The sequence below is a fragment of the Tropicimonas sp. TH_r6 genome (assembly GCF_033101155.1).
Lineage (GTDB): Bacteria > Pseudomonadota > Alphaproteobacteria > Rhodobacterales > Rhodobacteraceae > Tropicimonas.
Genome location: NZ_JAWMPX010000007.1, coordinates 39133 through 51946, shown reverse-complemented (window position 1 = coordinate 51946; position 12814 = coordinate 39133). Strand labels below are relative to the sequence as shown.

11 protein-coding genes are annotated in these 12814 nt (G+C 58.3%); 2 read left to right on the top strand and 9 right to left on the bottom strand.

The annotated features are described in order from the left end of the window. Positions 1-222: 222 nt before the first annotated feature. The 6 genes from R3X27_RS09005 to R3X27_RS08980 all read right to left on the bottom strand — a co-directional run bounded on the left by R3X27_RS09005 (position 223) and on the right by R3X27_RS08980 (position 7405). The gene (locus R3X27_RS09005; RefSeq protein ID WP_317708519.1) at positions 223-1734 is read right to left on the bottom strand and encodes a sulfatase; all 1512 of its coding nucleotides are present in this window, start codon (positions 1732-1734) and stop codon (positions 223-225) included. A gap of 56 nt (positions 1735-1790) precedes the next feature. Next, positions 1791-3212 (bottom strand): sulfatase, encoded by a 1422-nt coding sequence (locus R3X27_RS09000; protein ID WP_317708518.1) that lies wholly within the window; start codon positions 3210-3212, stop codon positions 1791-1793. A gap of 178 nt (positions 3213-3390) precedes the next feature. Continuing rightward, on the bottom strand, positions 3391-4374 hold the full coding sequence (locus R3X27_RS08995) for a tripartite tricarboxylate transporter substrate binding protein (RefSeq protein WP_317708517.1): 984 nt from the start codon (positions 4372-4374) through the stop codon (positions 3391-3393). A gap of 137 nt (positions 4375-4511) precedes the next feature. Further along, entirely contained in the window at positions 4512-6035 is a 1524-nt protein-coding gene (locus R3X27_RS08990) for a tripartite tricarboxylate transporter permease (RefSeq protein WP_317708516.1), read from the bottom strand. Between the two features lie 13 nt (positions 6036-6048). Next, positions 6049-6516, bottom strand: coding sequence for a tripartite tricarboxylate transporter TctB family protein (locus R3X27_RS08985; protein ID WP_317708515.1), 468 nt, complete (start codon positions 6514-6516; stop codon positions 6049-6051). Between the two features lie 79 nt (positions 6517-6595). After that, complete coding sequence (locus R3X27_RS08980; protein ID WP_317708514.1) at positions 6596-7405, bottom strand: MarR family transcriptional regulator; 810 nt, start codon at positions 7403-7405, stop codon at positions 6596-6598. 524 nt (positions 7406-7929) lie between these two features. Between R3X27_RS08980 and R3X27_RS08975 the strand changes: the two genes are divergently transcribed. Further along, the gene (locus R3X27_RS08975; RefSeq protein WP_317708652.1) at positions 7930-9108 is read left to right on the top strand and encodes an anaerobic sulfatase maturase; all 1179 of its coding nucleotides are present in this window, start codon (positions 7930-7932) and stop codon (positions 9106-9108) included. 230 nt (positions 9109-9338) lie between these two features. After that, a complete protein-coding gene (locus R3X27_RS08970; protein ID WP_317708513.1) occupies positions 9339-9554 on the top strand; it encodes a hypothetical protein in 216 nt (71 codons plus the stop codon). A gap of 237 nt (positions 9555-9791) precedes the next feature. Here R3X27_RS08970 and cydX read toward each other — a convergent pair whose 3' ends face one another. Genes cydX through R3X27_RS08955 form a run of 3 tightly spaced genes read right to left on the bottom strand, consistent with a single transcriptional unit; the run spans position 9792 to position 12701 of the window. Next, entirely contained in the window at positions 9792-9902 is a 111-nt protein-coding gene (gene cydX, locus R3X27_RS08965; RefSeq protein WP_317708512.1) for a cytochrome bd-I oxidase subunit CydX, read from the bottom strand. 15 nt (positions 9903-9917) lie between these two features. Then, on the bottom strand, positions 9918-11081 hold the full coding sequence (gene cydB, locus R3X27_RS08960) for a cytochrome d ubiquinol oxidase subunit II (RefSeq protein WP_317708511.1): 1164 nt from the start codon (positions 11079-11081) through the stop codon (positions 9918-9920). A gap of 6 nt (positions 11082-11087) precedes the next feature. Further along, a complete protein-coding gene (locus R3X27_RS08955; RefSeq protein WP_317708510.1) occupies positions 11088-12701 on the bottom strand; it encodes a cytochrome ubiquinol oxidase subunit I in 1614 nt (537 codons plus the stop codon). Between the last annotated feature and the right edge of the window lie 113 nt (positions 12702-12814).

Genomic DNA, 12814 nt, shown 5'->3' with positions numbered 1-12814 from the left:
TTGGGTGAGCCCACCCATGAAGGCCGTTCGTTCGCCAACAGACCTGCGTCACAGGCCGACTGCGTCAGCGCTCGTTCGGGCCTGTCACGCCAGAAAATGGCCGCGCACCGGCTCGCATGGAGACGGATTGCCGCCATTCTCTGCCTTTTCGCAGGAGCGCGGGCATCAGGAGAAACGCAGACACTCTCTGACCACGGACCTGCGGATAGGGAGATAGTTCCCTTAGACCCAGCTGCGCGGGCCGCGCGATCCCTCCCGATGCTGTCCCCTTGCCGGACGTCCCGGGGGCGACATCATGGACATCGCTCCGCGCACGCAGGCGAGAGGATAGCCCTGGCTGCGGATCCCGCTCTCCGTGCGCCAGCGCAGGATCTCGTCTACGAGGCGGCGCCTGGTGTCGGCATGCCCCGGATCAAGCCAAAGGTTTTCAAGCTCTTGCGGGTCCGATGCGAGGTTGAACAATTGCCCCTCCTCGCTGTCCACGAAATGCACCAGCTTGAAATCGCCCTCGCGCACCATCGTCACCATCCGGGTTCCTTCGAGCAGCGCGTCGTTGGAATGCTCGCAGAACACGCGCGGGCGGTCCTCCTGCTCGCCATTCATCAGCGGGATGAGGGACTGCGCCTCCATCCAGTCCGGAACCTCGATACCAGCCAGCTCGAGAATCGTCGGCCCGAAATCGAACAGGTTGACCAGGTCGCCCAAGCGGCGCCCGCCATCGAACCGACTGGGCCAGGAGACGATGGCCGGCACATGGACGGTGCTCTCGTACATGTTCCATTTCTGAGAATGGCCATGATCGGTCAGGCTGTCGCCGTGATCGGAGGTGAAGATCACAACCGTCTCCTCCAGAACGCCACGCCGGTCCAGCGCTTCGATGATCTGGCCGACCTGATCGTCGATCATGGACACGTTGGCGTAGTAGTGCAGGCGCTGTCTGCGCGCCTGTTCAGGGGTCGGGTTCGTCAAGTGGACGATCCCGTCCGCGTCATCCTCCAGATGGTGCTGGCGCAGCTTTTGATAGGCGGAGGGTTGTTCGTCGATATCGTCGGCGGGGATTGGATCGGGCAGATCGCGGCCCTGATACTTGTCGAGATATTCCTGCGTGGGGTCGTAGGGCGGGTGCGGCCCCGGAATGCCAACCTGCAGGAAAAAGGGCTCATTGCCCGGATACCGGTCGATCCAGCACTTCGCGAGCTGCGGCACGAAGACGTCGGGGTGCAGGATCGCTTCATCCTCCCAGACCCAGGCGCCGAGTAGATCCTCGTAGCCCTGCCGTCGGCGTTGCGTCACGCGCGAGGGCTTTTCCTTGCCACGGACGAAGTAACCCTTGTCCCAGTTGTCGAGATAGAAAGGCAGATCGTCATGGTCGCGATCCTTGTTCTCGGTGACATGCCGCTCGTGGAAGCCGAACGCGCCCTCGACCGGCCATGTATGCATCTTGCCTATATTGACCGTGTGATAGCCGGCCTCCGCAAGATCCTTGACCCAGCAATAGGACCATTCCTCGTCATTGCGAAACACGCCGTTGGTATGCGGGTAGGTCCCGGTGAAAAGTGCAGCACGGGAAGGCGCACAGGACGGCGCGGGGATATACATCTTCTCGAAAGCCACGCCGCGGTCGGCAAGCTTGTCGAGATTGGGCGTGATCATGTGATCGAAGCCCAAAGCGGCAATCGTGTCGTATCGCTGCTGGTCGGTGATGATGAAGACGATGTTGGGTCTTTTGCTCATGGTAAGCTTTCCTCTTACCGCGCCGCTCCATGGCTGCGCGATGGAACGGTTGGAAACTAGAAATTGCCGACGATTGCCGGCACCGGATCCACGGTCGCAACGCTCTGCGCGAAATTCGCGAGAATCAGGTCGCATTTGATCGACTGGTACTCCGGGTTGGCCCATTTGTTGTCGAACTCGTTCGGATCCGTTTCGAGATCGTACAATTCTCCGATTTCCTGCCCATGGAAGACGGTCAACTTGTAGCGCCCGTCAAAATACATGGTCGCGAAGACCCCTTTGTGGGAGGCCGGCAGGGAGTTGTAATACTCGCAATAGACCGAACTCTTGTGCATGTCCGGTTTGGCCTTGCCCTCCAGGATCCCGACCAGGCTGCTTCCCTGCATCCGATCCGGAATGTCGATGCCGGCAAGACCAAGGATTGTCGGCGCAAGATCAACCAGTTCAACCAGAGCCTGGCTGCGAAGCTTTTCCTTCAGGCGCGCCGGGCAGGAGAAGATCAAGGGAACATGCACCAGTTCCTCATAGAAATGCCCGCCCTTCAGGATCTGCCCGTGATCTCCAAGCATTTCGCCGTGGTCGCTGTGGAAGATGACGATCGTGTTGTCACGCAGCCCGCTTTGGTCGAGGTAGTCGATGATCCGTCCGACCTGTTTGTCGATTTGGTCGACCATCGCATAGTAGTCGGAGACATATTCCCTGATTTCGAGGTCATTGAGCTTCTTGCAGCTCGGACCCAGACCGCTTTGCCCGCCATTCTCGTAATCGTCCGTCTGGACAAGCGGCTTGGTGTCTAGCTCGCCGTCCCTCCATTTGGGCAGGGGCATGTCTTTGGCGGGGTACTTCTCCTTGTACTCCTTCGGCGGGTCAAAGGGGTGATGCGGATCGAAGATGTTGATGCTGAGCAACCACGGCCTGTCCGCATTGGTTTCCATGAAGTCGATGGCTTCATTCGCACACCAGGTCGTCTGGTGGTACCTGGACTCGATGCCGCCTTCCTCGCCGTGGTAATCCTTGTCCCAGGACTTGCCCTGCGATTTCAGCCAGACCTGATAGGCATTGTCGTCGCCCCACCCATCCCGAGGCCCGTGGCTCCATTTGACCATGTCATAGCCATGATGTTTGGGGAGGACTTCCGTCCGTCCATCCGCCGCTGAAAGATGCAGTTTCCCGATCAACCCGCATGTGTAGCCATGCTGGGACAGGATATGCGGGACGAGGATCTCGTCGTCCGGGAAGTAGTCGTTGCCGTTGCGGGTCGTGCCCGTCGTGCGAGGATAGCGTCCGGTCAGAAAACTGGCCCTGCTCGGAGTGCAGACCGGGGCCTGACAATAGGTTCGATCAAAGGAGACACCCGTCTCGAGCAGCCCGTCCAGGTTTGGCGTATCGATATACTCGTTGCCGTTGCTCCGAAGCGTATCAAAGCGTTGCTGGTCGGTGCAAATCCACAAGATATTGGGTTTGTTCTGGTCTCTCATGAGTTCGATACCCTCAAAGTCGTCTCTTGGGATCAGCCAAAAGTGTCTTCGGTTCCAGAGGGCCAAGGGGGGCGATATTCCCCGGGCCATTCCGTGTTGTCGTGGTTGTTTCATTGGCCCGGCCTGATCTCTCCGGCCGTTTGACCTATCAAGACCGGACCAATGATCTGTTTCGCACCTACTTCAGCACGCCGAGATCCTTCAGGACCCCTTTGTTCACGACGTCGAGTTCCTGCATCCGGGCCAGATAGGCTTCGGAGTCATTGTAGTTGATCATGATCTTCCGTTTGGCCAGAGCTTCGATCAGCTCGGGTTCCTGCAGAGCAGCATCGACAGCGGTGGACAGGATATCCAGGATTTCCTGGGGCGTTCCCTTCGGCGCGATGACGCCCACGAAGAGCTGGCTCGGCGTATAGCCAAGGTCCTTCAACGACGGGATGTCGGCGAAGTAGTCCGGCTTCACTTCCATCACATCGACGATCGGCTTGAGCGTACCGGCTTCAAACTCGGAAATGATGATGTGAGACGGCATGATGGCCGCTTCGATTTCCCCACCAAGCAGGGCCTTTTTGCTTTCGGCGCTGCTCTTGTAGGTAATTTCGTTCAGATCAACTTCTGCGGAGAGTTCCAGGTTCAACAGCGGCAGGTGTTGGACGTTGAAAACCCCATCGACGCCGACCCGCACCTTGCCAGGGTTCTCCTTGGCATGCGCCAGGAGGTCGTCGAGCGATGCGAAAGAAGAGTCGCCGGGGACAACGATGTAATGGGCGGCATCGAACACGTTCGCGATCAGTTCGAAATCCTCGTATCCCGCATAGCTGGTCTTGCCGAGATGGGGCATGATCGTCAGCGGCGCAACCGACGCCTGACCGATCGTGTAACCGTCCGGCTCTGCGTTAAATACGGCGGACACGGCGATTGTTTGCGTCGCCCCCGGGAGGTTCTTCAACACGAAGGTCGCGTCGTTCGGAAGATTTTTTGCCACATACGGATAGATGGTCCGCACGATGGAATCCAGACCGCCGCCGGCCCCATCAGGCACGATCCAGGTGATTGGCTTTTCCGGATACCCCTCGGCCGTTGCCATCGATGGATTGGTCCCCGCAACGATTGAAGCAAGTGCCAGACTTGCCACGGCGGTTTTTGTCAAAAACGTTAGCATTAGGTTGATCTCCCTTTGAGATTTGTCACCATCGCACGCCCAATTCATCGCTACTTGGGAGGCCGGGCATGCATCCATGGTCGATTTAAAAGCAGCCAAACACGTACCGGCTACTTTGCGGCTCCTCCTTCACCGTTTCATCTTGCTGCATCCACGCTCTCATCCACATTTTCAGAGACTTCGCGGTTCTTCCGCCTCCTGTAATCTCCGTAAATGCTGGCCGAGATAGCACCCACGATCATGAGGACCAAGGCGATGGAATACACGCTGGAAAAGAAGACGTTATAATTCCCGTTCGAAAGGGTCAGCGATCGTCTGAAGTTCTCTTCAATTATCGGCGCAAGGACGTAGGCAATAATCACGGAGGACACCGAGTAGTTTAACCGTTTCAGGAAGTAGAATGTCACACCAATTCCAAGTGCCAGCCACAGATCGAAGAACGCGCTTTTTGACGCGTATATACCAATGAGACAGAGAACCATCACAATGGAAATCAAGAATGAGTTCGGTACAACGAGAACCCGCGCGAATACCGGCGTCAACAGGCGTCCAATCAGATACATCGCCATTGTCGTCACGATAAATCCGTAGAAGATCCCGTAAACAAGGTCTCTCTCGGCTGTGAACACATTTGGCCCGGGCTGGATTCCGTGCATGATGAATGCACCCATAATGATTGCAATCGCTGCCGAACCTGGAATGCCGAGGGCCAGGAATGGAACCAACGCGCCACCCGCCGATGCGTTGTTTGACGACTCTGGCGCAACAATACCTTCCGGGCTCCCCTTGCCAAAAGCTTCCGGAGTCTTGGACATTTTGCTCACGGCCGCGTAGGCAAACCAACAGGACGCACCACCACCAATTCCTGGCAAGATGCCGGTTCCGGCGCCAATGACCGATCCAACCGTTGTGGGCTTGATAATCTTCTTCACCTCTCCGAACGAAAGGCCGGTCTTCAACTTGCTGTAGTCAGCAACGTATCTGATGTTCAGCCCCTTGCTGATCATCAAGAAAAGTTCAGATATCGCGAACATTCCAACCAGGAAGGCGACAAGGTTTACGCCGTCCATCAGTTCCGGTTGATTGAACGTCGCACGGTTTACACCGGTCAGTGTATCGACCCCCACCGTTCCGGCCATCAACCCGAGGACGACAGAGATCAAGCTTTTGATCTTGTCTGTTCCGCTCAACAGTCCGACCGCCATCAGTCCGATAATGCCCAGCAGGAAGTATTCGGGACTGCCGAAATTCAACGCAAACTTGGCCAAGGGAACGGAAATAAAGATGAGAACCATTCCACCGAAAAGGCCACCAATGCTCGACGACAGCAGGGAATAGCTCAGCGCCTTTCCCGGGGAGTCGTTCATTGCCATTGCATGTCCGTCGATGACGGTTGCGGCGGCCTGAGGGGTTCCCGGCACGCCAAGAAGAATGGCTGAGATGGACCCGCCATACTCGCCGGCCTGATATGTCGCGAGGAGCATCAGAATTCCGGCAAGAGGCGGAAGTGTGAATGTCACTGGCAGCAAGAGGGCAACCGCGATGACAGTGCCGAGGCCCGGCAAGGCACCGAAAACCATCCCCACCAGGGTGCCCAGCAGGATACACAGCATGTTGGTGACGGTGAAAAGATTCAGAAGGTCGTAGCCAAGTGTTTCCATTTTCTTCCCACCTCTAGAAGGAAATAGTCAGAATTTTTCCGAACAGAGCGTAGAGAAATCCAGTCGTTAGAGCTGAAGTTACTACAGCGACACCGAGACTATTTCCGATACCGAATTCCATTCTGAAGATCGTCAGCAGGACGGCCAGAAATACGAATACGTTCAGGTAGAAGTAGCCAAGCAGTTGCCAACTTGCGATGAAGGCAACAACAAGGGCGAGCGTCGCGATGATATACCAGAAATTATGTGTGGTTATCTTTTCGGTGTTTTCCGGCCGCAGGTCCCGAAAATTCCTGTACAGGGTAGCCAGAGACAACAATATGAGCAGAGCCGTAAGGATATTGGGAAAGTAAGTTGGCCCAACACCCCCAGAGGAAAAGAATATCGCCTGCGACGCGCTATAGTTCAGGTTCAGAGCGTAGCACAATCCGCCTATTATCAGGATAACAGACATTATGCTGTTGAGGCTTCGCCAGGTCATTCAATCACCTGCCTGCACGAGGTCTGTTGTTCTCAGATGTGTCATAGTTCCTCCCAGATTGTGCCGACCGCCGCTTCCGTTATCCTCCTCGAAGCGGCAAGGCGTGGTGCTTGGGTGCCAGTCGGTTGGCGCTGCTCTCCGCATATCCAAGCTCGGAAAGCTCGGCGCGCGCCGCCAGCAAGGCGTCCTTGTATTTCTCAATGTCGTCGTTCGGACGGTCATCGGGCTCTGCCAGGGCCAGCAAATGCAGAAACTTGCCATTCGGGTCCTCAACGACCGTTGCGCACCGGCGAATTCCGACGTGGTTTCCTTCAGGATCTGCGGCAAACACTTCCGAACGCATACCGTCCAGAGTGTCTCGAACTGCTGGCGCCGGCAGCCAGTGTGTCGCCTGCCCGGTCTTTCTCAGGGTTTCAAAAAAACCGTCAGTATAGAAACTGGCCTGCACATCGTCCCAGGTCAGCCGGCTCAGGTACAACTGAGACAGAACATCCAGTTCATAGAGCGAGCGGCGGAACCCAACGCTTGCGCGGATCACCACGTTTGGATCCGGATAGCCTGTCTTTGAGTGCCACAGGAGTTCATGGCCAGCGACCACAATCACTTCCGCCGAAACGCCAAGCCGCTCGGACATGTCTTTCATCGTGCTGTCGAGCTTGGCCAAGTAGGTCTGCGACATCGGCACGTTCCGTTCCAGCCGGAAGTTGCGAACGCAGTATTTCTCGCTTGTGCGGAACAAGTAGCCCCAATCCGACAGAGACTTGACGATCCGGTTCAGCGTCGACGGCGACAAACCACAGTGTCGCGCGATGTCGGTTTGCTTCACCGGTTCCGGCCCTGCGGCCATGATGTACTCCAGAACTTGCAGTGTTCGCTCTGTCGGGTTCATGAATATTCCATATTTGGTTGTATGAATTTCATTATTGGTATTTTGACCGTGAGCGTTTTTGGAGATTCTGTCAAGTGAAGTCTTTGCCCTCAGGGAAACACCAGCCTCTCCAGGAGAACCGCCCACGGCGCCAATCGGGCCGGCCTACCCTTCTTCAGGTCGATCGCATCAGTTCCAGTACAACGGTTGGCTTGAACGGAAAGACGAGGGCGGCGCGATGGTCTGGTTTGGCGACACGGCGCTGCGCATCGGGTCCGAGGTCACGTCTCGCGGCTTGCCCGGCGGCGGTTTGGATCACGACAATGGAGGCCGCCAAGCAAAAGCCAGGACGCTGCTCCAGAACAGGTCCGCTCCCTCGATCTGCGCGGGGGCCAAGATGGGTTATGCCCTTTCCCCGGTTTACCGGATTCCTCTGCTAAGATATGACAGGTGCTGAAATCGCCCCTTTGCCGGTTCGTCCTGTCCCGGAAGGTGCCTTGCAGTGAGATCCCCCTCCCGTGACCAATCCGCGCCCTTTCAACATCATGACAAAACCCATCGGACCGCGGTGTAACATTGACTGCAAGTACTGCTACTACCTTGAAAAAGAGAAGCTTTACCCCTCCGAGAAAAAGTTCCGGATGTCCGATGAGATATTGGATAGCTATGTCCGACAGGTCATCGAGACCTCGCTCGAGGCGGGAATGCCGGAGATCAATTTCGCCTGGCAGGGCGGTGAACCCACCATGCTCGGCGTGGATTACTTCCGGAAAATCGTGGATCTGCAGGCGCGGTACGCACCCGCGGGGACGAAGCTCACCAATGCGTTCCAGACCAACGGCATGCTGCTGGATGACGACTGGGGTGCGTTCCTTCGAGACACCGGGTTCCTTGTCGGGATCAGCATCGACGGGCCGAAAAAAGTCCATGACCGCTACCGGGTCGACCGGCAAGGAAAGCCGACCTTCGACAAGGTGATGCGCGGCCTCGAGGTCCTGCAGCGGCACGAGGTGGAGCATAACTCGCTGACAACCGTGCACCGCGCCAATGGCGGCAAGGGCAAGGAAGTCTACCGCTTCCTCAAGGGGTTGGGCATGGAATTCATGCAGTTCATTCCGATCGTGGAGCGCAACGGAGCGGACGGTCTGGCGAGCGCGCCGCAGGTCGATATGGACCCGGGCAACAGCGTGACGGAGTGGAGTGTCAGTCCGCGCGCCTATGGAAAATTCCTCTGCGATATCTTCGACACCTGGTTCCGGAATGATATCGGCGAGGTTTTTGTCCAGCATTTTGACGTGATGCTGGGCAAATGGGTCGGCGCTCCGGCTGGATTATGCGTGTTTGCAGAAACCTGCGGCGACAGCCTGGCGCTGGAACATGACGGCAGCCTGTATTCCTGCGATCACTACGTCTATCCCGAATACCGGCTCGGCCGGATCACCGAGACGCCGATGCGCGACATGCTGTGGACCGAGCGTCAGGAAGAATTCGGACAAGCGAAATCGTCCACTCTGACAGAGCAATGCAAGGCGTGCGACTATCGCTTCGCCTGCCACGGCGGGTGCCCCAAGCACCGCTTTGCCAAGGCTCGGAACGGAGAACCGGGGCACAACTATTTCTGCGAGAGCTACACCATGTTCTTCCGCCATGCTGAAGAGAGGCTGGGAGACATGGCGCGGCTGGTCTCGACGGGTCGTCCAGCCGCTGAGGCGGCGAGGAAGTAGCACGAGCCCCGCCTCAAGTCTGATTCAACATTTTGAAAAGATAAGAAGTTCTCCCCGCCCCCCACCGAACCGGGGGCGCATCGGACATTCCCTGAACGCCCTTGGGGCGTCCCATGTCAGGCGCGCTATTCGCCAGACGCAGCAGCGCCATGCAAAGTAAATGGTAGCGCAAACAGTGATAATGTCCTACGCAATGCCAAGGGGAGGAAGGCTGTCATAACGGTGTCCTTATGTCTGATACGTCCATTGTCCACGTCCCGACCAACTGGAACGCGCTGCTTCTTGCGCCGGTTCGTGCAGTTCTGAAGGGTCTGGTTATTTTTCAATTGGCCCAACGCCAGGCGAAGCTGGCGCAGAAACTTATCAATCTCTCCGATGTGGAACTGGGAAAGCGCGGGCTTACGCGTGAACAGATTCCGCAATTCGTTGCCAACCTGGCACCCTGACGGAACTTGTTGCGCGAACCGGACGAGATGTCATCCGCCCGGCGGTGACGTTCCACGTTCGGATTTCGCTCTTGTTGCGGAATGTCGCAAAGCTGTCGCCGGGCGTGAAAAAGCCTGCCGCGACGATCGCGACAGGCTGTCTTGTATCATGTCCCATTGCGGGACGGGATCAGCGCGAAAGCCCGGCAATCTCGTTCCGGGAACGCGCCCATGAGACGTGGTGTTGGATCGTTGCGGTCACCCCTCGTCTGCCAATGCGCGGTCTTCCTGCATCTCGAGCCACATGGCGTTGAGAACGGCGACAAGGGCAGCGAGCGGGAGGCCGAGGAGCCAGGCGAAATACCACATTGGGATGTCCTCTCTTCAGTAGACGGATTCGGAATTGTCGGCGATTTCATCCTGGGTGACCTTGCCCCAGAGCACCCAGTAGACCCAGGACGTGTAGGCCAGGATCAGCGGCACGAAGATCACCGAGCAGATCAGCATCACGAACAGGGTCAGGTGCGATGACGAGCTGTCCCAGACGGTCAGCGAAGAGTTCGCATCGACCGAGGAGGGCAGGATGAACGGGAACATGGTCAGGCCCACGCTCGAAATCACCCCGAAGATGCCGAGCTTGGACCAGAGCAGCGGCGCCACGTCGGAATGTCCGTTCAGCGTTCGCGCCGCCATCAGGATGCCCGCAAAGCCAAGCAGCGGCGCGATGGCGATCCAGGGACGGGCGGCGTAGGCGACAAGCCAGCTATCCGTCTTCACGATTTCCGAGAGCAGCGGGTTGGACGGCCCGTCCAGCACCGGCGCCTCGGCGAAGGCGAACCCCTCGATGCCGAAAGCCAGCCAGAGCCCGGCCGCGGCATAGCCCGCCGCGGCGAGATAGCCGAAGAGCGGGCCCATTTGGCGGGCACGGGTCTCGACCATGCCATCCGCCTTCAGCGCCAGCCAGGCTGCGCCATGTTGGAGCAGCATAAAGAGCGACACGAGACCGGCGAGCAACGAGAACGGGTTCAGCAGCCCGAAGAACTTGGCATAAAACGGCCCGTCATAGATCGAGAGCAGCTCCGGCGAGAGGTGGAACGGCACGCCGACCAGTACATTGCCGACCGCGACACCAAAGATCAGCGCCGGCACCGCGCCGCCCACGAAGAGCGCCCAGTCCCAGCCGCTGCGCCAGGCGGCGGAGGGCCGCTTGGAGCGGTATTTGAACCCGACCGGCCGCAGGATCAGCGCCGCCAGAACGGTGAACATCGCAAGGTAGAAGCCCGAGAAGCTGACCGCGTAGAGCGGTGGCCAGGCGGCGAAGATCGCGCCCCCCCCGAGGATAAACCAGACCTGGTTGCCTTCCCAGACCGGGCCGACCGTGTTGATCGCTTGCCGGCGTTCAAGGTCGGTCCGGGCGACGAAGGGCAGGAGCGCGCCGACACCAAGGTCGAATCCATCCGTGAGCGCGAAGCCGATCAGCAGTACGCCAAGCAGCGCCCACCAGATCACCCGCAGGATTTCAAAGGAAAGAAGTTCGTGAAGGATCATGTCTCTTTACTCCGCAGGCGTTTGGACACCGGGCACCTTGCCGTCATGCGTACGCAGACGGTGCTCGTGGCGGGCGGTCCAGTCTTCCGTCTCGGAGACGTCCAAATACGGCCCCTTGCGGATGTATTTCAGCATCAATCCCATCTCGATGACGAAGAACACCGAGTAGAAGGCGACGAAGCCGACAAGCGTGATCAGCAGATCCGCGATCGAGAGATGCGACACCGACATCGCCGTCGGCAGCACCCCGTCCACCGTCCATGGCTGGCGGCCGAACTCGGCCACGAACCAGCCAAGCTCGGCGGCAATCCACGGTGCGGGGATGATCCAGACCGCAAGCCGCAGCGCCGGCCGCGGGAAGGTCATGCCCTTCCAGTTGGCGCGGTAGAAAAAATAGGCCATCAGCCCGATGAAGCCGAAGCCGAGCCCCACCATCAAGCGGAAGGCCCAGAAGAGCGGCCAGACGGTCGGCACGGTATCGTTGGACGCCAGCGCGATCTGTTTCTCCGTGGCTTCGCGCGGGTCGTCCACGTAGCGCTTGAGCAGGAAGGCAAAGCCGAGATCGGCGGAATGCGCCTCGAACTGTTCCGTCAGTTCCGGTGTCATCTCGCCCTTTGCGGCGCGGATTTTCTCCAGCGCGTCATAAGCGATGATGCCGGATTTGATGCGCGCTTCCGCATTCTCGACCAGTTCGGCAATGCCGGGGATCTCCTGCGTCAGCGAGCGTGTGCCGATCAGACCCATCATCCAGGGGATGTGCAGCGCGTAATGCGTCTCGCGTGCCTCCATGTCCGGGAAACCGACAGCCGTGAAGGATGCGGGGGCGGGTTCGGTGTGCCACATGCCCTCGATGGCCGCGAGCTTCATCTTCTGACTGTGGGTCGCCGCGTAGCCGGACTCGTCGCCCAGAACGACGACGCAGAGCGCCGAGGCGAGGCCGAAGGAACAGGCAACCGCGATGGAGCGGCGGGCAAGCGCGGCATGGCGGTCATTGAGCAGGTACCACGCCGAAACGCCGAGCACGAAGACGGCGGCCGTCACGTATCCGGCAGACACCGTGTGCACGAATTTCGCCTGCGCGGTCTCGTTGAAGACGACGTCGAAGAAGGAGGTCATTTCCATCCGCATCGAGACAGGGTTGAATTCGGCGCCGACGGGATGCTGCATCCAGCCATTGGCGATCAGGATCCAGAGCGCGGAGAAGTTCGAGCCGATGGCCACGAGCCATGTCACGGTGACGTGCTGCACCTTGCTCAACTTGTCCCAGCCGAAGAAGAAAAGGCCCACGAAGGTCGCTTCCATGAAGAAGGCCATGAGCCCTTCGATGGCCAAAGGTGCACCGAAGATATCGCCAACGTAGTGGCTGTAATAGGACCAGTTCATGCCGAACTGGAACTCCATCGTGATCCCCGTGGCGACGCCGATGGCGAAATTGATTCCGAAGAGCGTGCCCCAGAATTTGGTCATCTGCCGCCAGATCGGGCGGTTTGTCATCACATAGACGCTCTCCATGATCGCTACGATGACCGAAAGACCAAGCGTGAGCGGGACGAAGAGGAAGTGATACATGGCCGTCATCGCGAATTGCAGTCGCGACAACTCCACAAGATCGAGTTCCATTGATTGCCTCCGTGCAGGGATACAAGCGGCGAAGATATATTTGCGATACCGCTTTGTTTTGGCTATTGCACGGGCCCGACCTGTCACACTTTGACACAGATCAAGAGAATTGA